The sequence below is a fragment of the Streptomyces sp. NPDC057694 genome, assembly GCF_042799415.1.
Lineage (GTDB): Bacteria > Actinomycetota > Actinomycetes > Streptomycetales > Streptomycetaceae > Streptomyces.
Map to the genome: position 1 here is coordinate 102,349 of NZ_JBHVIX010000027.1, position 19,208 is coordinate 121,556.

The 19,208-nt window shown below is 68.0% G+C and carries 22 protein-coding genes and 1 tRNA gene; 17 read left to right on the top strand and 6 right to left on the bottom strand.

Going from position 1 to position 19,208, the window contains the following annotated elements; all coding sequences use genetic code 11:
• Positions 1 to 252: 252 nt before the first annotated feature.
• The 3 genes from ACFVDP_RS37125 to ACFVDP_RS37135 all read left to right on the top strand — a co-directional run bounded on the left by ACFVDP_RS37125 (position 253) and on the right by ACFVDP_RS37135 (position 5,197).
• Positions 253 to 1,932 carry a SulP family inorganic anion transporter gene (locus tag ACFVDP_RS37125; RefSeq protein ID WP_383499817.1) on the top strand — a complete coding sequence of 560 codons (1,680 nt, stop codon included), beginning with the start codon at positions 253 to 255 and terminating at the stop codon, positions 1,930 to 1,932.
• A 75-nt stretch (positions 1,933 to 2,007) separates the two neighbouring features.
• Positions 2,008 to 3,822 (top strand): alkyl/aryl-sulfatase, encoded by a 1,815-nt coding sequence (locus ACFVDP_RS37130; protein WP_383499820.1) that lies wholly within the window; start codon positions 2,008 to 2,010, stop codon positions 3,820 to 3,822.
• Between the two features lie 220 nt (positions 3,823 to 4,042).
• Positions 4,043 to 5,197 (top strand): PQQ-binding-like beta-propeller repeat protein, encoded by a 1,155-nt coding sequence (locus ACFVDP_RS37135; protein WP_383499823.1) that lies wholly within the window; start codon positions 4,043 to 4,045, stop codon positions 5,195 to 5,197.
• A gap of 45 nt (positions 5,198 to 5,242) precedes the next feature.
• Here ACFVDP_RS37135 and ACFVDP_RS37140 read toward each other — a convergent pair whose 3' ends face one another.
• Positions 5,243 to 5,710, bottom strand: coding sequence for an STAS domain-containing protein (locus ACFVDP_RS37140; protein ID WP_383499826.1), 468 nt, complete (start codon positions 5,708 to 5,710; stop codon positions 5,243 to 5,245).
• Positions 5,711 to 6,044: 334 nt separating this feature from the next.
• Positions 6,045 to 7,034: an AraC family transcriptional regulator gene (locus ACFVDP_RS37145; protein WP_383499828.1), complete on the bottom strand. Its 990-nt coding sequence runs from the start codon at positions 7,032 to 7,034 to the stop codon at positions 6,045 to 6,047.
• A 658-nt stretch (positions 7,035 to 7,692) separates the two neighbouring features.
• Here ACFVDP_RS37145 and ACFVDP_RS37150 point away from each other — a divergent pair.
• Positions 7,693 to 8,505 (top strand): DUF6551 family protein, encoded by an 813-nt coding sequence (locus ACFVDP_RS37150; protein ID WP_383499831.1) that lies wholly within the window; start codon positions 7,693 to 7,695, stop codon positions 8,503 to 8,505.
• A 250-nt stretch (positions 8,506 to 8,755) separates the two neighbouring features.
• Positions 8,756 to 9,097, top strand: a complete 342-nt coding sequence (locus ACFVDP_RS37155) for a hypothetical protein (protein ID WP_383499834.1) — start codon at positions 8,756 to 8,758, stop codon at positions 9,095 to 9,097.
• A 274-nt stretch (positions 9,098 to 9,371) separates the two neighbouring features.
• Here ACFVDP_RS37155 and ACFVDP_RS37160 read toward each other — a convergent pair whose 3' ends face one another.
• The 3 genes from ACFVDP_RS37160 to ACFVDP_RS37170 form a co-directional block, all read right to left on the bottom strand.
• Entirely contained in the window at positions 9,372 to 9,803 is a 432-nt protein-coding gene (locus ACFVDP_RS37160) for a hypothetical protein (protein ID WP_383499837.1), read from the bottom strand.
• A 516-nt stretch (positions 9,804 to 10,319) separates the two neighbouring features.
• The gene (locus ACFVDP_RS37165) at positions 10,320 to 10,883 is read right to left on the bottom strand and encodes a GNAT family N-acetyltransferase (protein WP_383499840.1); all 564 of its coding nucleotides are present in this window, start codon (positions 10,881 to 10,883) and stop codon (positions 10,320 to 10,322) included.
• On the bottom strand, positions 10,880 to 11,653 hold the full coding sequence (locus ACFVDP_RS37170; protein ID WP_383499843.1) for a GntR family transcriptional regulator: 774 nt from the start codon (positions 11,651 to 11,653) through the stop codon (positions 10,880 to 10,882). Before ACFVDP_RS37170 ends, ACFVDP_RS37165 begins: the two co-directional genes overlap by 4 nt.
• Before the next feature lie 157 nt (positions 11,654 to 11,810).
• Here ACFVDP_RS37170 and ACFVDP_RS37175 point away from each other — a divergent pair, with 157 nt between their 5' ends.
• The 12 genes from ACFVDP_RS37175 (at position 11,811) to ACFVDP_RS37230 (ending at position 18,509) form a co-directional block, all read left to right on the top strand.
• Positions 11,811 to 12,143 (top strand): hypothetical protein, encoded by a 333-nt coding sequence (locus ACFVDP_RS37175; RefSeq protein WP_383499846.1) that lies wholly within the window; start codon positions 11,811 to 11,813, stop codon positions 12,141 to 12,143.
• 2 nt (positions 12,144 to 12,145) lie between these two features.
• Positions 12,146 to 13,486, top strand: a complete 1,341-nt coding sequence (locus tag ACFVDP_RS37180) for an FtsK/SpoIIIE domain-containing protein (RefSeq protein ID WP_383499850.1) — start codon at positions 12,146 to 12,148, stop codon at positions 13,484 to 13,486.
• 83 nt (positions 13,487 to 13,569) lie between these two features.
• Positions 13,570 to 13,743 (top strand): hypothetical protein, encoded by a 174-nt coding sequence (locus tag ACFVDP_RS37185; RefSeq protein WP_383499853.1) that lies wholly within the window; start codon positions 13,570 to 13,572, stop codon positions 13,741 to 13,743.
• Positions 13,744 to 13,818: 75 nt separating this feature from the next.
• On the top strand, positions 13,819 to 14,490 hold the full coding sequence (locus tag ACFVDP_RS37190; protein ID WP_383499855.1) for a DUF2637 domain-containing protein: 672 nt from the start codon (positions 13,819 to 13,821) through the stop codon (positions 14,488 to 14,490).
• A gap of 14 nt (positions 14,491 to 14,504) precedes the next feature.
• A complete protein-coding gene (locus ACFVDP_RS37195; protein WP_383499858.1) occupies positions 14,505 to 14,693 on the top strand; it encodes a mobile element transfer protein in 189 nt (62 codons plus the stop codon).
• Between the two features lie 10 nt (positions 14,694 to 14,703).
• The gene (locus ACFVDP_RS37200) at positions 14,704 to 14,859 is read left to right on the top strand and encodes a hypothetical protein (protein ID WP_383499861.1); all 156 of its coding nucleotides are present in this window, start codon (positions 14,704 to 14,706) and stop codon (positions 14,857 to 14,859) included.
• 25 nt (positions 14,860 to 14,884) lie between these two features.
• Positions 14,885 to 15,211, top strand: coding sequence for a SpdD-like protein (locus tag ACFVDP_RS37205; RefSeq protein WP_383499864.1), 327 nt, complete (start codon positions 14,885 to 14,887; stop codon positions 15,209 to 15,211).
• A gap of 91 nt (positions 15,212 to 15,302) precedes the next feature.
• Entirely contained in the window at positions 15,303 to 15,488 is a 186-nt protein-coding gene (locus tag ACFVDP_RS37210; RefSeq protein WP_383499867.1) for a hypothetical protein, read from the top strand.
• Between the two features lie 5 nt (positions 15,489 to 15,493).
• On the top strand, positions 15,494 to 15,736 hold the full coding sequence (locus tag ACFVDP_RS37215) for a hypothetical protein (protein ID WP_383499870.1): 243 nt from the start codon (positions 15,494 to 15,496) through the stop codon (positions 15,734 to 15,736).
• Positions 15,736 to 17,124, top strand: coding sequence for a replication initiator protein RepSA (gene repSA / locus ACFVDP_RS37220; RefSeq protein ID WP_383499873.1), 1,389 nt, complete (start codon positions 15,736 to 15,738; stop codon positions 17,122 to 17,124). The genes ACFVDP_RS37215 and repSA overlap by 1 nt, the downstream gene beginning before the upstream one ends.
• 3 nt (positions 17,125 to 17,127) lie before the next feature.
• Positions 17,128 to 17,340 (top strand): helix-turn-helix domain-containing protein, encoded by a 213-nt coding sequence (locus tag ACFVDP_RS37225; RefSeq protein ID WP_383499876.1) that lies wholly within the window; start codon positions 17,128 to 17,130, stop codon positions 17,338 to 17,340.
• On the top strand, positions 17,340 to 18,509 hold the full coding sequence (locus ACFVDP_RS37230) for a tyrosine-type recombinase/integrase (protein ID WP_383499879.1): 1,170 nt from the start codon (positions 17,340 to 17,342) through the stop codon (positions 18,507 to 18,509). Before ACFVDP_RS37225 ends, ACFVDP_RS37230 begins: the two co-directional genes overlap by 1 nt.
• Before the next feature lie 50 nt (positions 18,510 to 18,559).
• On the opposite strand, the gene ACFVDP_RS37235 is transcribed toward ACFVDP_RS37230, so the two are convergent.
• Positions 18,560 to 18,633 (bottom strand) — tRNA-Gly (locus tag ACFVDP_RS37235).
• Between the last annotated feature and the right edge of the window lie 575 nt (positions 18,634 to 19,208).

The following is a 19,208-nucleotide window of genomic DNA, read 5'->3' on the forward strand; positions in this document are numbered from 1 at the left end:
TGACGTCGATGCCACTCGTCGATGCCGCTCGTCGATGTGTCACTCCCCGACGGCCCGCCGTCCAAGATGCGCGCTGTCGGCCGCGATGCGAGCTTGAAGGCACTACTTCATCAGGAAGCGGGGTGCCATGACGCCGTCCCGACCGGCGGGCTGAGCATGCCGAAGCTCAGAGACCGACTCCGACTCCCCTCCCTGCGCGAGTCCCCGGGCAATTCCCCGGGCAATTCCCCGGGCAATTCCCCGGGGAAGTCCGTGCGCGAATCCCTGCGAAGGTCCCTGGGCAAGCCAAAACCGTCCGACGTCGGCTCCGGCTTCGTCACCGGCCTGTTCTCCATCCCCGAAGGCATGGCGTACGCGGCCATCGCCGGGTTCAACCCGGTGGCCGGCCTCTACGCGGGCGTCGTCCCGGCGATCGTCGGCTCACTGACCTCCCGCACCGTCCTGATGGTCACCACGCTCACCAGCGCCATCGCCCTGACCTCGCAGAGCGTCCTGTCCGACGCCGGGCTCGACCCGAAGAACGCGGGCAACATCGCCACCCTCACGATCATGGCGGGCATCGTCATGCTGCTGATGGCGGTGCTGCGGCTCGGCGCGGTCATGTCGTTCGTGTCGAACGCGGTGATGACCGGCTTCTCCACCGGCATCGCCCTGCAGATCATCACCGGCGTCCTCAAAGACGCCACCGGCTACCAGACCCAGGGCCACAACCGCCTCTACCAGCTGGGCGACTGGCTCGCCCACATCGGCCAGTGGAAACTCGCCGCCACCCTGGTCGCCCTGGCCACCATCGCCGTATGGGCGCTGGCACGCCTCGTCCGGCGCCTGGAAGCCGTCGCCCTGCTGATCGCCATGGTCGTCGCGTCCGTCGCCGTGGCGGTGCTCGGCACGGACGTCGAGCTGGTCCGCGACATCGCCCGCATCCCCGCCGCGCTGCCCGGCTTCTCCGCCCCCGACCTGTCGGCGGTGCCGCACCTCCTGGGCGGCGCGGTCGCCGTGGCCCTGGTGGGCCTCGCCCAGGCGGCGGGCATCGGCCCCTCCGTACCGAACCCCGACGGCTCCCGCTCCTCCGTCAACGGCGACTTCGCCGCCCAGGGCCTGGCGAACGTGGCGGGCGGCCTGTTCCAGTCACTGCCCTCCGGCGGCTCCCTGTCCCGCACCGGAGTCGCCGTCTCGGCCGGCGCGCGCACCCGCTGGGCCGGCGTCTTCTCCGGCGTCATGCTCGCCGTCATCGTCCTGGTCTGCGGCTCGCTCGCCGAACGCATCCCGATGCCGGTGATCGGCGGCCTCATCCTGGTCGTCGGCGGCGAACTGATCTGGGGCAAGCGCCACGACATCGTCCTCGTCCTGCGCACCTCCTGGATGTCGGCGGGCGCGATGATCCTCACCTTCCTCGCCACCACCCAGCTCCCGCTGCAACAGGCCATCATCCTCGGCGCCGTGCTCTCCCTGCTCCTGTACTGCGCCCAGGCCGCCCGCCGCGCCCGCCTCGTCGCCCTCACCCGCGACCCGGCCACCGGCGACGACTGGCTCACCGGCGAGCCGCCCGCGAACCTTCCGCCCGGCCAGGTCACCGTCCTCTACTACGACGGCGTCAGCTTCTTCGCCGAGATGAACCGCATCGAGGCGATGCTCCCGCGCCCCGACGACGCGCGCGGCGCGGTCCTGATCCTCGTCATGCGCGGCGTCCCCGACGTGCCGTCCTCGTCCGTGGTCAAGGTGCTCCGCCGGTACGTCCACGGACTCGACGCCCAGGGCGGCCGCCTGATCCTGGCGGGAGCCGAACCCGGACTCGTACGCCTCCTGACCGCCACCGGCCTGGACCGCGACCTCGGCCCCGGCGGCATCCTCCCCGCCGAGGGCGCCCTCTTCGCCCCGCTCGAACGGGCCGTCACCGAAGCCGAGTCGTGGATTGCAGGGCGGCCCGCGTGAGACGCCGACATGCGGCCCGGCCCGCCCGGTGTTGAGATGAAGCATCCCGTTTCACCCTGTTGGACGGAGCGAAAGATGACCGCCCTCCCCTTCGAGGACACCACCGACTTCGAGAACGCCGACCGAGGCTTCATCGACGCCCTGGTCCCGGCCGTCATCATGGGGAAGGACGACCGCGTCGTCTACGACAACGACGCCTACGACTTCCTCAAGGGCGAGTGCCCGCCGACGGCCAGTGCGAGCCTGTGGCGCCAGGCCCAGCTCTGCTCCCGGCAGGGCCTGTACGAGGTGTGCGAGGGCGTCTACCAGATCCGCGGCCTGGACCTGTCCAACATGACGCTCGTCGAGGGCGAACGCGGCGTCGTCGTCATCGACCCGCTGCTCAGCGTCGAGACCGCCGCGGCGGGGCTCGCCCTGTACCGGCGGCACCGCGGCGAGCGCACCGTCACCGGCCTCATCTACACGCACTCCCACGGCGACCACTTCGGCGGCTCGCGCGGCGTCCTGCCCCGCGGCACCGAGGACGGCGTGCCGATCCTCGCCCCCGAGGGCTTCCTGGAGCACGCGGTCAGCGAGAACGTCTACGCGGGCAACGCCATGACCCGCCGCGCGATCCTCATGTACGGCGACCGGCTGCCCAAATCGGCCGACGGCCAGATCAGCGCCGGCCTGGGCATGACCACCTCGAACGGCACGATCAGCCTCATCCCGCCGACCCTCGACATCACCCGCACCGGCCAGGAGGAGACGGTCGACGGCGTCCGCATCGTCTTCCAGCTCACCCCCGGCACCGAGGCCCCGGCCGAGATGAACTTCCTCTTCCCGGACAAGCGCGCCCTGTGCCTGGCCGAGAACGCCACGCACAACCTGCACAACATCCTGACCCTGCGCGGCGCCGTGGTCCGCGACTCCCGCATCTGGGCCCGCTACCTGGACGAGGCCATCGAGTACTTCGGCGACGGCTACGACGTCGCGTTCGCCTCCCACCACTGGCCCACCTGGGGCCGCGAGAACGTCGTCACGTTCCTCTCGACCCAGCGCGACCTGTACGCCTACCTCCACGACCAGACCCTGCGCCTGCTCAACGACGGCCTGACCGGCCCGGAGATCGCCGAGCAGATGCAGCTGCCCCCGGCGCTGGAGAACTCCTGGCACGCCCGCGGCTACTACGGCTCGGTCTCCCACAACGTGAAGGCGATCTACCAGCGCTACCTCGGCTGGTTCGACGGCAACGTGGCCCACCTGTGGGAACACCCCCCGGTCGAACAGGCCAAGCGCTACGTCGACGCGCTGGGCGGCCCGGACCAGGCCCTGGCCAAGGCCCGCGAGTACGTCGACGCGGACGACCTGCGCTTCGCCGCCACGCTCCTCAACCACGTCGTCTTCGCGGCCCCCGACCACACGGACGCGAAGCAGACCCTGGCCGGCGTCTACGACCGCCTCGGCCACGGCGCGGAGAACGGCACCTGGCGCAACTTCTATCTGACCTCCGCGATGGAACTGCGTCACGGCGTCAACGAGATCACCATCGACACCACCAACCCCGAGATGGCGATGGCCCTGACCACCGACATGGTCCTGGACTCGATCGCCATCCGCATCGACGGCCCCCGCGCCTGGGACGACGACCTCACCATCGACCTCGTCCTCACCGACGAGGACCGCCGCCACCGGCTCACCCTCCACAACGGCGCCCTCACCCACCGCACGGTGACCACCCCCAGGACCGAAGCGGCCCTCACCCTCACCCTCACCAAGCCCCAACTCCTCGGCGTCCTCGCCGGAAAGGGCCTGGACGGCATCACGACAACCGGCGACCCGTCCCTCCTCACCCGCCTCTTCTCCTACGTCACCAAGCCCGACACGGGCTTCCCCATCGTCACTCCCTGACGCGGAGAACGAGCACCACAAAAGGACAGCGAATCCCTCCGCGATCGGGCATGGTGATCAGGGACATGACCGGGGGGCTGTCGTGGCGCGACGGATGAATTTGCTGGGAGAACCAGGAGTGGCGCCGGCGCCGACCCGCGTTCAGTTGTGGGGTCTGCTCATCGCGCTGCTCCTCCTCGGGATGAGCAGCTTGTGGGTGCCCAGGCACCAGCCACAGGACATGGTCACTGGAGCCCAGGGTCCCTTCCCCGCCGCGTTCGGCGCCGGTGCCCCGCTCGCGCCTGAACGCGTCGTACGTCGGACTTCGGGATTCGACGGAGCCCTGGTCCACGGACTGTACGTACAGCAGACAGGTTCGTTCTCCGGCATGACCGCGTTGAACGTGCGGACCGGCAAGGAGTACTGGCGCTACGAGCGCCCGGACTCGGAGGCCGGTGCGGATACGTTCGACGTGTCGGAACGCACCGTGGTGGCCGCCTTCGGTGACGGCAGGCTCATCGGCGTCGATCTGCGCACGGGCAAGCCGCTGTGGCACGTGGACATCCAGCATGCCAAGGGCTTTCGGACCACGGCGCTCGTCGGCGGCCAAGCTCTCACCGAGGCCCCCGGTGCCGTGCGTGCCTTCGCCGAGCGCGACGGCCGGAGCCTGTGGACCGCGAAGACGCCCAGATCCTGCCCCGACGTACTCGTGGTCACCGCGTACGCCCTGCCGGGCCACCTGAGCGTCGTCTCCTTGGTCTGCAACGTGACGAACCCCGACAGGGGCATGTACAACCTCATGCTCGGCATCGACAACCGCACGGGCAAGGTTCTGTGGCAGCAACACATCGCGGCCCCCAGGCTGATGGAAAGGGGAGGCGAGCACACGCTGGTCATCCCTGATCCGGACCACCCGCCGGCCATTCAACTGCTCGACGTGAACCGCCAAGGGGCCACTGCGCGCTCTCTCACCGCCGCGGACGCGTGGGACGCGGTCGCCGCGGGAGGCGGCATCCTGCTGTCGGCCATCGACCTCGGTGACGTATCCGAGGAGGACCACGACACTCTCCTGCGCGCCTACGGCACCCGGGACGGACACCTTGCCTGGCAGCTGCGGGCGCCGACCGGCCAGGAGTACGGGTTCCCCGAGATCGCCGACGGCCGGGTGTACGTCGTACGCCAGCCGCTCCTGACAGGGAAGGACACGGGGCGCCGGATCCGCGCCGACCTGATCGTCCTCGACTCGGGCACCGGGCGACTGCTCCACACCCTGCGGCTGCCGGCCATGACCGTTCCGGACGAGAGCAGGGGACTCGACGTACTCGCCGTCGGCGACGGGGCGGTGAGTATCGGCTGGCACGACGACGAGGGAGGCGTGCTGATCGCCGTGGACTGATCCCTCCCTCGCGGCGAGAGCCGCCGTGGGTTCTGATCCGTGGCTTTATGCGGAGCGACCATTGACGGTCGTGTCGGCCGTGCACCGGTCACGTGTGGCTGCCGACGCACGTGACTGGTCTCTGCAGTTGCTGTACTTCGCTGCTGTACGGCCGGAGCCTGACCTGTGGGCTAGCGCGTCCAGGAGTGTGGGAAACACCTCGAAAAATTGAAATGTTCCCGTCACCTCCAGTCGTCTACGCGTCACTGAACTGAGCGGCCCCGCCAGGCAGACCGGATTCTCGTGTCTACGTACGGGCTGAAGCAGCACACCGAGGGCTTCCGCACTGAAGAATTGGGCCTCGGACAGGTCGACCACGATCTGTTTCCCCGACTGTCGGCCGAGCTCGAAACTCGCTGTCAACCCTTGAAGACTCCACTCGTCCTTTATGTTGTCGCCCAGGAAAATGATGCACTGGCGATTCAACTCCGCGACGAGAACCGATCGTTCGGGAAGCGGGGAACTGGACTGCATGCTCTACTACCTCGGCAGCGACAGATATGCGACTGACCCCGATGTGTCCGCGGAGACACATGGGCAGGGCTCCACGCCTACCTCCGTGGAGCTCGGCAGCGGATGCCGGGGTCCGGGGCTCCCGCTGCTGAGCCGGGCGGGCGGAGTTCCCCCACCCGTCCCGTTCACGCCGTGTCCTCCACGCTTTCGGTAACGCTGAGGGGAGGCTACGGCGCTGGGGCAGTGGGCAACGCTCCGGATTGCGCGGCACTGTCCGAAAAGCGCGAGACATATGCACGTCGGCCAGGACAGCGGCAGTCTCGACACTGCGCGGTCGAAGGCGGAACGCCGTTGGTCAGGGGGTGCGCAGGGTCTGGGAGGGGGTTTCCCCGAACCGGGTCCGGTAGCGCAGTGCGAACCGGCCCAGATGCGCGAACCCCCACTGGTAGGCGACATCGGTGACGGTCGCCGAGCCCGGGGGCGAGGTCCGCAGCTGCATCCGTACGCGCTGCAGGCGCACCTCGGTGACGTAGGCCATCGGGGACATGCCCACGTGTTTGCGGAACGCCTCTTGCAGGGTTCGCAGGCTGACCTGGGCGACGGCTGCGAGCCGGCCCGCGTCGTACGGCTCCGCCGGGTGTTCCCGCACGATGTCCATCACCCGCTTGACCGCGGCCGGGCGCATCGGTGGCGGCGCGGCCTCCAGCTGGGCACGGTAGGAATGATCGGTCGCCAGCAGCAGCCCCTGGAGCAGGGTCTGCTCCAACCGGCCCGCTATGAGGGGCTGATGCAGCAGGCCCTGCGGGATGTCCCAGTCCAGCAGACTCCACTGAGTCAGGTTCGCCCAGCTGCGGCCGGGGCCCCGGGTGATGTCCACATACGGTTTGAAGCGTGGCTGCCGCCCCAACGGCCTGCCGAGCAGGGTTTCCAACTGGCGGTGCATGGCCAGCTTGTCGACCTTCACGGCGAGGACACGGCAGTCGGGCGACCAGTCGTAGACGCTGATGTCCCGGGCCGGGTCGTAGATGATGGCCTTGCGTGTGGTGGTGTACACGGGCGGGGTGGAGCCCTCCTGGACCCCGAAGCCGCCTACGAGCGGAACGCAGACGTGGTAGAAACCCGGCTCGCAGTAGCCCGTCCTGATCTCGGTGCCGAAGCTGACGTCGCCGACGGTCAGCGCGCCGAGGTCGGCCATGTTGATCCGGGTGACGAAGTCCTCCGCGTCCGCCCTCCTGACTTCGAGCCGCAGGTCGTAGTAGACCTCTGAGAGCACGTGGCTCGCTTCCTCCACGGAACGCGTGACAAAGATGCTCGACTCGGCCGCCTGCCCTTGCGTGGACCCCATGGCCCGCCCCCTCATGCAACTGGCACCAGCATGGCCCGCTCTGGGGCGCACACGGGGGGCGGTGGCAATTCTTGGCGTCAGCTTGACCACACTTCTGGGCCCTGTTGCCGATCTCCGCTCGGTGGATGAACTGGTGTGGTTGCGCGCCCGCTCAAGCATCTGCCACGAGTCCGGCACGCGGGGCCTGACCGAACGCGCACAGCAAAAAGCCCCGGGCCGCTGGCCTGGGGCTTCTTCGTGGAGCGGGTGACGAGAATCGAACTCGCGCTCTAAGCTTGGGAAGCTTGGGTGATCTAGGGGGAATTGAGTGTCCGACCTGCGGGGAAGTGGCTTACCGGGCCCCCGCCACTTCTGCCCCGACGCCCGCCGTTCCCCGTGGCTCCCCGCTCAACCTGGCACGGAACTGGCACGGGCTTGAGTGATGAGGCGGCCGACCCTTGTCGTGCGGACGACCTCACGACATCAACGGGTACCACAGGCAGGGTACTTCGCTGCTGAACCGAGGCGACGGCTAGTTGATCACCTCGGTGCGGTCGACCTCGGAAGAGGGCGGATTGCGCGAGGGGGGCAGGTGTGATTAGATATGCGCCGCGCTGTATCCCAAAATCCCGGCTTTAGCCGCAACTCCCCCTAACGCAGCGCTGGAAGAGGCACAGCTATGCCTAAGGCTCGGTATACGTTTGAGCTGCCTGAGCATGACGTCGACTACGGTGTTCCGGTTTCCATCAAGGACCTCAACATCGATCCGCAGGCTCAGAGGACCCTCAACGAGAAGCGCGCGCAGAACATCGCCAACGGCATGGTGCGCGAGGCAATCGGATCCATCATCGTTTCGAAGCGTCCCGATGGTGACCTCTACATCGTCGATGGGCAGCACCGCTGGCGCGCCTGCGCTCTCGCGGGCATTCCGACGATCATGGCGGAGATCCACCACGGTCTGACGCAGGCTCAGGAAGCCATTCTCTTCCTGATCAAGAATCGGGAATCCCACAAGCCGCGCCCCATCGATGAATACCACGTAGGGCTCACGGGCGGCGTCCCTCTCTTTGTCGACACCGACCGGATTCTCGAAAAGCACGGACTCGCGCTGGGGTCGACGTCTACGAACGGGGTGGGCGCGGTCTCCGGCGCCCTTCAGATCGTCGACCGCTACGGTGCCTCCGTCTTCGACCGCACACTCGATGTGGCCGAGGAATCCTGGGGGCGTTCCGCGGAGACCTGGGACGGCATGCTCCTGGGCGGCATCGGCATGTTCCTCGGGCGGTGGGGCGACCTTGTCGATGACAAGGAACTCGCTCGGAAGATCCAGGCCATGGGAACCGCCGCCAAGTGGCGCTCCGAGATCCTCAGTCAATCGTCGCGGGGTGGCTTCAACAACAGCGGTACGGGGTCTCGTGTCTCGACGGCATACCGACTCGTCGCGCACGCGTGGAACCGGGGCCGCAAGGCCGAGAATCGCATCGAGGCGTAACTCGACGCTCAGCCGGCGCCTTCGATGATCGGCGAAGGCGATAATTCACCGGCTTGACCTGAGCGTTCGCTGCTCATTTCGCGTGCCCGGTAGATTCTTTGGCTCCGCGATCGGGTCAGCGCTCCGTCCGAATAGGCATGTCTGGACCACATCAAAGCCATGCCCATTTTCGGTAGGTTTCGAGGCTTATGTGAAGCGAGCCTTCGGTGTGCTCATGTCTAGCCGACCTCATTGAAAAGGGTCCGCAGTCGTGTTCTTCCAGCTCCTTGACGGTTCCTCGTCCGTTGGGACCGTCCTCATTGCCGGTGTCGCAGTCGCGATGCTGGCCGTAGCTCGGGTGGTTAAGAACCTCCCCAAGGATTCGTTCAGCAAGTTCTTCGAGCACCGGACGACCAAGTACCGGATCATCGCCGACGACGAAAAGGGACGCGTGGCGGAGGTGCAGAAGCAGCGGCTGGTGTTTCTCGCCTTCTTCTGCGTGTGCGTGGCCGTCGTTGTTCTGGTCTTCGTCAACTCGGGGGACAAGAAGGCTGACGTTCCTGCGGCGCCGCTTGAGCCGACGGCCACGCAGTCAACTCCGACGGTTCGGTAGACGTGTGCTACTCCGGGGCATCCCACTGCGCGGGATGCCCCGGAGTGCCTATACCCCCGGACTGCGTGGAGGCTGCCTCGTCCACACATGGTTTCGCGGCGATCCGCGCGGTTGTTCTTGGCAAAGGGACCTCTTGGTCCCGAAGCAACTTGGGATGGCCGCTGTCCTTTGGTTGCTATGCCTGTCACCTGCGTTGATGGTCCGCTGACGTCCACGCTTTTTCGTGGTTGTGCGTCGCGGTTGTCACGCAGTTAGACACTTACCCGCGACGGTTCTAGCTGGTTGCGCCGAACGACCACGCGCTTACATCGGCGATGTTCACCCGGAAGGCGAACGGGACTCCCTGCCCCTTTGGCGTACCAAACAGGACTGTGTCGACCAGGTGGAGGTAGTTCGGGTTCGAGACGCTCTCGATCGCATCCATGTACTCCGTAGCAACCTTAAGTTCGCCCGCCTCCCGCGCGTTCTTATTGAGCTCGGCGAACCTCTCGTGCCACTTCTCGTACAGAGTGTGCAGGCCAACCCCGTCTCCGTCGGCTACACCCTTGAGAAGCTCTGCTCGGCTTTGGAACCAGACCTCGTTGGACACGAGGCGACCAGACAGCGCACCACCGTTGACCAGCACCGTCAGGCTCACGCTGGTGTTGGTCTTGTTCACCAGGTCGATAAGTTCGACGAGGACGAGGTCAGTTTGTTCATCCGTCACACAGTCAGTTTATGCACAGGTCGCGTTCATTGTGGTTTTTTTGTGAACACAGTGACGGCACTCGCCTGCTCAACCCACCACTCACCCCTGCTCCCATCCCGTCCGCCGTCGACCCACACACCGTGGAGCGGGCGTGGTTCATGGCGTCCAGGTGGAGCGCGCCACTGTACGAACGACCTGGACGCCATGGGCCGCGTCTGCTCGGCTCTGCCTGGGTCGACGGTGGACGGGATGGGAGCCCCCAACGCTCGCCACGATCTGCCCGCGGCCGGGAACGGCGCCCCCTCCATCCCGGTGCCGGCCGATCCCCCGCCGGAGGCACGTCCTTGACCGGTGGCCGGGTTCGTCAGGGGCTCGACTCATGACCTCCGGGCCTATCCACAGTGGGCGGGCGTCGGCGCAGCCGGGGCGGAGCGGGCCGAAGGCGGGAGCGGCGCCCCGAGCGGAGCCGGGAAGCCCGCCCGGCGGAGCGGAGCGCAGCCGGGTGCTTGATGAGGTAGAGAAACTTGTAACAGCTCAGGCGGTCATGGGTCGCGGGCAGCCTGTCCGGTCGGTGAGTCCGTGCTCGGCTACCCGTGTGGGGCGTTGGGCTAGCCATCCCGAGACGCGTGGGCCTCCATTGACGGCGCCGCCGTGCAGGACGGTTCGCACATGCTGGAACCCCTGGCCCAAGTAGTAGCGCTGCAAGGGCTCGTTGGTCGTCCACGCGTCGAGACGAATCCACTTGGCGCCCGCTCTGTACCCCCGGTCATCGGCCCAATCCAGCAGTCGCCCGCCCCAGTTCTGCCCAGCGTAGTCACGGGAGATCGTCAGCTTGTTGACGAACAACGACGGCTCCGCCAACTCCTCTTCCGTCCACAACCCCTCCTCCGCTTCGGGGGTGAGGGTGATGGTCCCGGCGGTCTTCTCTCCGTCCCGCAGCATGAAGACGGTGCCTTGCTCGATGGTCTTCAACAGCCGGTCTGCCGGATACGGTCGGCTCCACTGGTCACTGCCGAGTCGGCTGATCCAATCCGCGGCTTCTTGGCGGAAGGCAAGCAGGTGGGCAAGGTCTTCAGGAGTGGCGTTGGCGATGATCACTGGGGTTCGCTCTCGTCCAGACCCGACAGGTCACCGATCTCGTAGTTCATGCGGTTGAGGTCGCCGCGCATGGTGGTGATCGTGCAGCGGATCGGCCGGTCTGCTGAGTAGCCGGTGCGCGTCCAGAGCAGCACGGGAACGCCAGCGCCGATCTCCAAGAGGCGAGCCTCTTCCGGGGTTGGCATGCGGGTCGCGATCTCGTCGCGGTACCCGATCTGCTCGGTACCGAGGTTCGCGAGATAGCGCGTCGTGCCCTCGGCGATGTCCCCGGGGTCAGTCAGCTTCGGCGCCTGTGTGACGAGCCAGTCCGGGTAGTGGGTGGCCTGAGTCGACCAAGGGATGTCGTCGACGAATCGATGGCAGAACCGCAAGACAGATCGGGATCCCGTCTCGACCTTCAGCCGCTCGGCGACGTACTCGGGGGTGGTGGTGACTTCTACCCGAAAGGTCTGGTGAGGGCACCTGCCCGCGTTGGACACGTCAGTGGAGTACGCGTCGCCGTTCTGCGGGAAGGTCAAGTTCTCGAAGCGTGAGGCGTTGAGCTCGAACACCTCGTACTTGCGCACTTCGTAGCCGAGACCTTGGCTCGATGAGATGAGGCCTTGGCCTACGAGCAGGTTCAGGCCGGACCTGACGGTGTTGCGCGACGCGTCAAACCTGGCAGCGAGTTCAGCCTCGGAGGGCAGTCGAGCACCGGGGCCGTACGTGCCGTTGTCGATCTCGCGCCGTAGCGCGTCGGCCACCTGTTGGTACTTCGGCTGCTTACCCATGCCCCCATCATGACGCACTCGCTCAACTTGTTGGTACATGTTCGCGCGAAGTGCTTGACGTCTCACTCTCGGTACCCCACTCTCATAGGTGTCAGCTTGTACCAACAAGTTGAGCAAGGGGTCCAAGAGGACCGAGTCTGAGCGCAAGGGGACAGGAATGCCTTCCTTCAAGATCGACCTTCAGACCGCCGTGGTGTTCGTGGCGACCGCGCCGACGCCCAAGCTGGTGAACCAGAAGACGGGCGAGCGGGCCATGGACCGGGACAACCCGGGTGTGGCGCTGTCGACCGTGGGCCTGCTGGTCTCGGACGACGGAGAGGGGAACCTCTACCAGGTGACGATCCCGGAGACGGGTCTCCCGGAGAACCTCACCCCGGGTATCCCGGTCCGGGTGACCGGTCTCAAGGCCCGTGACTGGGAGAACGAGTTCAACGGCCAGAAGCGCCACGGGATCTCGTTCCGCGCGATCGCCATTACGACGGTGGCCTGATCATGGCTGACCCGATCGTGTGGCTGGAGGCGTCGGGCGCCTTAGCGGCGGCTGGTGGCGTCGGCTACGCCAAGGTCCGTGCACCGCGCGCGTACTGGGCGGCGGTCGGCCTGCCGCTGACCTACGGCCGGTTCGCCCTCTCGTACCGGAACACCATGGATGTGTGCGGGCTGACGGTGCAGCCGTCGGGACTGCGGGCGTTCATGTCGCGCCGGGTCGCTCGTCATGAGGTCCGGCCGGTGGCTCCGAAGATCCGCCGGGTGTGGGGAACGTCGTCCGGTCTGCGGGTCACGCTGCGGCTTCCCGCCGGTCTGGAGCCCGCCGACCTGGCCGCGGCCTCCGAGCGGCTGCGGCACGCCTGGGGTGTCCACTCGGTCCACGTCCGCCCGACCAAGCCGGGCTTCGTGGAGCTGCGGATGACCGGCTTCGACCTGCTGCGCCGGGTGCAGATGCCGAAGAAGGCCACCCCGCGCGATCTGGTGGTCCCGGTCGCCCTCCGCGACGACGGAACCGCCTACGTACGGAACTACCGCGAGATCCCGCACGCGCTGACCCTGGGCGCGAACCAGTCCGGCAAGTCCATGTACCAGCGCAACCTGATCAAGGGCCTGGCTCAACTGCCGGTCGCCCTGGTCGGGATGGACTGCAAGCGCGGGGTCGAACAGTCCCGCTACGCCCCGCGCTTGTCGGCGCTGGCGACGACCCCGGACGATGCCGCCTCGCTGGTTGATGTGTTGGTTGCGGAGATGGAAGATCGCTTCGATCTGCTGGCCAAGCACGCTGTCTCAGACCTGTGGGAACTCCCTGAGTATCTGCGTCCGGCGCCCATCGTGGTCCTGGTCGATGAGATCGCGGAACTCTTCCTGATCTCCTCCAAGAAGGACGAGGAGCGCCGCGAGCGGATCGTGACGGGGATGATCCGGCTGGCCCAGCTCTCCCGGGCGGTTGGCATCTACCTGGAGATCTGTGGGCAGCGCTTCGGCTCGGAGCTGGGCAGGGGCGCGACCATGCTCCGCGCCCAGTTGACCGGTCGGGTGGTGCACCGGGTCAATGACAAGCAGACCGCGGAGATGGGGCTCAACGACGTGGCCCCGGAGTCCGTCCCGGCCGCGTGCACGATCCCCGCCGACCGCCCCGGACAGGCCGTTGCCGCGGACGCCTCCGGCGGCTGGGGACGTATCCGTACCCCGCTGACCTCGGTCGAGGAGACCGTGGCTGCCTGCCGTGAGTCCGTTCACCTGATCCCGGATCTCCCGGCCTTGGAGCCGTTCCGGCCGGTCGTGCCGCTCGATCCGACGCTGATCATCCCGCCCATGCCGAAGCAGGCCCCGGCCACCTTCTGACCTTCTGCTCACCCCGGTTGGCGTGACCGCCTCGCGCCAGGTCCCTACCCCGCCCATGCCCGAATCCGGAAGGAGCACCACCCATGGCCCGCACGGAGAAGCCCGCCCCCGCACCGCCCAGCACCGCCTGTCCGACCTGTAAGGGCTCCGGGGAGGTTGCCCGGACCGTCCGCGTCGGTCGCAAGCACCGCGTCGTCGGCCAGCAGTCCGGACTCTGCCTGACCTGCCTGGGTTCGGGCGAAGCCCCCGTCGAATGACCGCCCGGGGCTGGGCGGCCGGACACGACTCCCCGCCCCGCCCCCGGCCCAACCGCTCGAAGGAGGTGAAGCGACATGAACCGATCGATCCGCGTGGACGCCGTACTCGTTCAGGCCGTGATTGCCGGTGCCCTGTCCTTCTCCCACCTGCACGACCTCGCCTCCGCTGCCGGACAGTCCGGCTGGAAGGCCTGGGCCTACCCGATCAGCGTTGATCTGCTGCTCGTTGCGGCCTGGCGGCGCCTGCGGACCGCCCGCCGGGACCGTGCCGCCTGGGCCTGGTTCGTGATTGCCCTGTTCGCCTCGCTCGGCGCCAACATCGCGACCGCCGGACTCCTCGACCTGGCCAATGTTCCGGCCTGGCTGCGGATCGTCGTCGCCGGTTGGCCCGCGCTCGCTTTCCTCGGCGGCACTCTCCTCGTCCACACCCCGACCGCGGAGCCTGCTGCCCCGGAGCGGACCGAGGACGCGCCCGCGGTCGACCTGCACCGCACGGACCCCGCGCCCGGACTCGATGAGCGCCCCGAGTCGCCCGCGCCCGCTGAACTCCCCGCTCCCGAAGCGGCTCCGGAGCCCGCGCCGGTCCCGTCCAGCGTCCCGCCGGCCCTTTTGGACCACGCCCGAAAGCTCGCCGACAACCACCGCGCGACTACCGGAAGTCCACTTCCGGTCGCCAACCTGCGCGCCCAGCTCGGTCTCCCCGGGCCGGTCGTCGACTCGATCGCCGCCCACCTCCAACTCACCTGAAAGGACCGCCTGTCATGACCGCTTACCGCCGCTTCCGCGACGTCCGCAAGTTCGGCCCCGTCCAGGTCGCCACCTTCTTCGACGGCCGCGGACGTGAGCGTCACGCCGCCGCCTGCACCGCGCCCCGCTGCGACTTCTCCACGGAGTACGACAACCGCTCCGGTGCCGAACTCGCCGCCCGTACCCACCGCTGCACCGCCTAGGAGACCTGTCGTGGATGTCCCGCTCTGGCTCGCCGCGCTCGTCGTCGGATGGCTCGGCATCAAGCTCGCCCGCCCGCCGATCTGGCTCGTGATCCTGCTGCTGCTCGGCGGCTACCTCATCGCCGGAAGCTTCCTCGGCCCCGCCGTCGGCTCCCTCATCAACTGACCTGCCCCGGAAAGGAGGACCGCTCGTGTTCACCCCGAAGATCCCGGTCAACGACCAGCCCACCGGCCAGATCATCCCGCTCGACACCACGGCCGTGGACGGTCACCAGCACGCCCCGGCCGCCTGCTCCTGCCAGCACCCGGCTCCCGCCCCGGCCGCGACCACCCGGCCCACGGTCCAGCTCACCCCCGGCTCGATCGCGCTGCTGGTCGGTGGCGGCACCGCAGCCGTACTCGTGGTCGGCGCCGTGCTGGTCTCCATGCTCCTCGCCGTCGCGATCACCGCGGGCTCGCTCGCGATCGTCGCGCTCGTCGTCCGCTCGCTCATCAACAGCGAGATCAAGAACCGCTGACCGGCCCCGGAGCGGCCTCTACCGCCAAGTTTCGTCCGCTCCGGAGCCGTGACTCCTGCCCGAACCAAACGATCCGGAAGGAAGTTCCATCATGGCCCAGCCCACCCCTGCCCGCGCACGCATCTGCGCCGACTGCGACGGCTTCCCCGTCGTCGCGATCACGACCGGCCTGCGCAACCGCGACGGCTCCCGCCAGACCCTCGCCGCCACTTGCCGCACCTGCAACGGCCACGGCCACACCACCCCGGCCGCCACCCTCGCCCGCGTTGGGCGGTGATCGGGATGGGTCTTCTGAACTGGAACTCCAGCCAGCACTACGACCACTCCGGGAACTGCTCTTGCACTCAGTGCGGCAAGCCGACCCCGCTGCGCGCCCACTCCGGTGAGCCTGTCCACAAGGTGTGCGCGGAGGACTGGAACGACCGCAACCCGAACGCCCCGCGCCATGAGGAGGGCGGACGCGACCTGGGCACCAGCCGCTATCACTCCGACCGGCCCCGCAAGAAGCGCCAGGGCGGTGCCTGATGAACGACACCGCCACCATGGCGGGCCTGGACCCGGCCACCCTCGCCGACGTGCTGAGGGTGGCCGGGTCTCCGGGCTTCGACCGCATCCAAGACCAGATCAAGCGCACGGGCGGCTGCTCCGACCCCATCCATCTCCAGGGCTCGACTGTCACTCGCGACCGCGCGACCGGACAGGCCCTGTTCTCCTACTCGACCGACACCGAGCCGGGCGGACGGCTCCGCATCGCGTGCGGCAACCGCCGTGCCTCGCGCTGCCCGTCCTGCGCGTGGACCTACGCGGGGGACACCTACCACCTGATCCGCGCCGGTCTCGTCGGCGACCCGGACAAGGGCACCCCGCGCACACTGCGCGATCATCCCCGCGTCTTCGCCACGCTGACCGCCCCCAGCTTCGGCCCGGTCCACAACCGGCCCGACAACCGGCCCTGCCGCTGCGGCACCCGACACCCGGAGGGCGCGCCCGAGCTGGGCACCCCGCTCGACCCGGACAGCTACGACTACGCGGGGGCGGTGCTGTGGAACAACCACGCCTCCGAGCTGTGGCGCTTCTTCACGATCTACCTGCGCCGCGAGATCGCCGCCCGTGCGGGCCTGACCCAGAAGGCGGCCCGGGAGCAGTCGAAGGTGTCCTTCGGCAAGGTCGCCGAGTACCAGAAGCGCGGCGCCATCCACTTCCATGCCGTGGTCCGCTTCGACGGGCCGGACGGTCCCGACAGTCCGCCCCCGCACTGGGCAACCGTCGCCCTGCTGACCGACGCCATCCACGCCGCGGCTGCTCGCGTCCGCGTCGACCTGGACGCCTCCGGCGAGCATCCCGCCCGCGTCTTCTGCTGGGGTGACCGCCTCGACGTGCGCGAGATCAAGGCGTTCGGGGACGGCTCCGAGATCACCGAACAGGCCGTGGCCTCCTACGTCGCCAAGTACGCCACCAAGGCCGCCGAGACCACCGGCACCGTCGACCGCCCGATCGGCAACAAGGAAGCCCTGGTCCTGCTCGACGTCCCCGACCACCCCCGGCGCCTGATCGAAGCCTGCCTCGACCTGCACGCCGCCTACCCGGACCGCAAGCTCCGCGCGTGGGCTCACATGCTCGGCTTCCGCGGCCACTTCTCCACCAAATCCCGCGCCTACTCCACCACCCTCGGCGCGCTGCGACAGGTCCGCGCCGACTACCGCGCCGCCCAACACCGCGCCGCCCTCGGGCTGCCCGACCCCGACGACATCCCGGAGGAGACCACGCTCACGCTCGCGCACTGGACCTACGCCGGACACGGACACACCCCGGGCGAGTCCTGGCTCGCTGCCAACATCCGCCGCGACATCGAGCAGAACCGCCAGCTCGCGCGCGAAGAGCGCGTCAACTCAGCACAGGAAGAGGGGGAGTAGTCCATGAACGACCGCTATCTCAGCGTCGAGCAGGTCGCCGAGATCCTCGGCACGTCCGTCCGCTTCCCCCGGCGCTTGATCGAGGAACGTCGCATCACGTACGTCAAGGTTGGCCGGCACGTCCGCATCCCGGAGCGCGCGCTTCGTGAGTTCGTCGACTCCCGCACGGTCGAGCCGCGCACGCGTTCGCGTGTCCGCTACGGGAGGGCTGCCTGATGGCCAATGACAAGGGCAGACGGCGCCGTTTCGGAGCCATCCGGAAACTCCCTTCCGGGCGCTTCCAGGCGCGCTATCCGGGCCCCGACGGCGTCATGCGCCCGGCCCCGGTCACCTTCGAGACGACGAACGACGCTGATGACTGGCTCGCCGAGAAGCAGACCGAGATCCGGCGGGGCGACTGGATCGACCCTTATGCCGGTGGGGTCAACTTCGCGGCGTACGCGGCCACGTGGGTGAAGGATCGCGGACTCGGCGTGCTCACCGTGGATCTGTACGAGCGGCTGCTGGCCAAGCACATCCTGCCCACCTTCGGTGACGGCGACCTCGACGAGATCACCGCCCCGCGGGTGCGGGCCTGGCGCACGGATCAGCTCGCCAACGGCTCCAAGTCTGTGACGGCCAAGGCGTACCGGCTGCTGAAGGCCATCATGGAAACGGCGGTCGACGACGAACTGATCCGACGCAACCCTTGCCGGATCAAGGGCGCCGGCGCAGAGAAGGCGGACGAGCGGCCCACCGCCACCGTGGCGCAGGTCGATGCCCTCGCCGAAGCGATCGGTATGCGCTGGCGCCTGATGGTCTACCTCGGTGCGTACGGGCCGACCCGTCCCGAGGAGCTGGCCGGCCTGCGTCGCAGGGACGTCGACCTGAACGAACTGAGGATCACAGTGCGGGTCGCCGAACCGGAGCGCGTGAACGGGCGCCGTGCTCCCGGTGCCACCAAGTCGGACGCTGGCACCCGCACGATCTACCTGCCCGCGTTCCTCGGACGTGAGCTGCGCTGGCACCTGGAGTCCTACGCCGAAGAGGGCCCCGATGGGCTGCTCTTCGTCGGCGAGCGCGGCAAGCCCTTCCGCCGCAGCACCTTCGGCCGGTACTGGCGCAAGGCCCGTGCTGTCGTGGGTCTGCCCGACCATTTCCGGTTCTACGACCTGCGCCACACCGGGCACACCCTGTCGACCCGGTCCGGCGCCACGCTGAAGGACACGATGGTGCGCGCCGGCCAGTCCTCGGAGAAGGCGGCGATGATCTACCAGCACTCCGAGAAGGAGCGGCAACAGGAGGTCGCCGGGATGCTCGACCGCAGCGTTCGGAAGGCTCGTCGGGCTGTGGCACGGAAGCCGGATGATCAAGCATCTGGCACGGATCTGGCACGCGACGACTGAGCGGAATCGCACAGCAAAAAGCCCCGGGCCGCTGGCCTGGGGCTTCTTCGTGGAGCGGGTGACGAGAATCGAACTCGCGCTCTAAGCTTGGGAAGCTTATGTTCTACCATTAAACTACACCCGCGTAGTACCGCCGTTGAAGCGGCTCGTACTGCCGGACACTGTACCCCATGCCGGGCCCCGGACGCTGAAGCCGTCGGGGCCCGGCTGCGTTGTGCGGCGTGGAAGTGACTGCGGGTGAAGGGAGTTGGGGCGTACGGTGGGCGGACCGCGCGAGGGTTTTCCAGGGGTGTCCCGAGGTCGGAGTGCCGCGTGGATCTGCGTCCCTTTCATCCCGTAATGTGACCCCGTCGTCGGTCAGGAAACTGGCCCAATGGCTCGTGGGGAAGGGATAGCAGGGACTTGATGGACTCGTTGGAGCGCACCGTCGTCCGTTGTGCCGAAGGGCACGTGTTCAGCACCGCCTCGTTCCCGATGCAGCAGGCCGACCGTCTCGGTCCCGGCCGGCTCATCCGGTGTCCGAAGTGTGCTCGGCTGCGACATGCCGTTCCTGTGGGATCGCGGCAGCGGTAAGCGGTAGGCAGTAAGCGGTACAGACAGGTCAGAGCGCGGGGGGGCGGCAGATGTGGGGGGGGAGTGGGCGTCGTGGTTTCCCCCTATGTGGTTTCTCTCCACTAAAAAACCCCTGGGATACGAGGA